Below are 723 nucleotides of genomic sequence, written 5' to 3'. Positions count from 1 at the left end.
AAAGAACGTGCGATTGTTTACGAAAACGGCCCACACGTTACGACACCAGAGTGGATGTTACTTCCGATGCATAAGGGCGGTACATTCGGACCGTTCAGTACGTCAATCGGTCTTCGTGTCTATGACTTCTTAGCAGGTGTTAAACGTTCTGAATGGCGTACGATGTTATCTGCAAAAGAAACATTAGCAAAAGAACCACTCGTTAAACAACAAGGTCTTAAAGGTGGCGGTTACTACGTCGAGTACCGCACAGATGACGCTCGTCTAACGATTGAAGTCATGAAAGAAGCAGTCGAACATGGCGCACGTGTCGTCAACTATACAAAAGCAGAAGAAATCATCTACGATGCTGGAAAAGTCGTCGGGATGCGTGTGACAGACCTCTTGACAGGTGACGTGCATGAAATCCGTGCGAAAAAAGTCGTCAACGCGACAGGTCCATGGGTTGATGAATTACGTGAAAAAGATGGCTCGAAAGTCGGGAAACAACTTCGTTTGACAAAAGGTGTCCACGTTGTCATCGATCAATCGAAATTCCCACTCAAACAAGCGGTCTACTTCGATACACCAGACGGTCGTATGATTTTTGCGATTCCACGTGATGGAAAAGCATACGTTGGTACGACAGATACGTTCTTCGATAAAGATACAGCACATCCGAAGTTCACAGTCGAAGATCAAGACTACGTCCTAGACGCGATCCACTATATGTTCCCAGATGTT

The 723-nt window shown here is 45.8% G+C and carries 1 protein-coding gene; it reads left to right on the top strand.

All coding sequences use genetic code 11. The annotated features are described in order from the left end of the window. Positions 1-723: glycerol-3-phosphate dehydrogenase/oxidase (locus B2U10_RS11165; protein WP_290787759.1), on the top strand; the 723-nt coding region annotated here is incomplete at both ends.

The organism is Exiguobacterium sp. UBA7533, assembly GCF_002479335.1.
In the GTDB taxonomy this organism is placed as follows: Bacteria; Bacillota; Bacilli; order Exiguobacteriales; family Exiguobacteriaceae; genus Exiguobacterium_A.
This window is presented reverse-complemented; position numbering and strand designations above follow the sequence as displayed.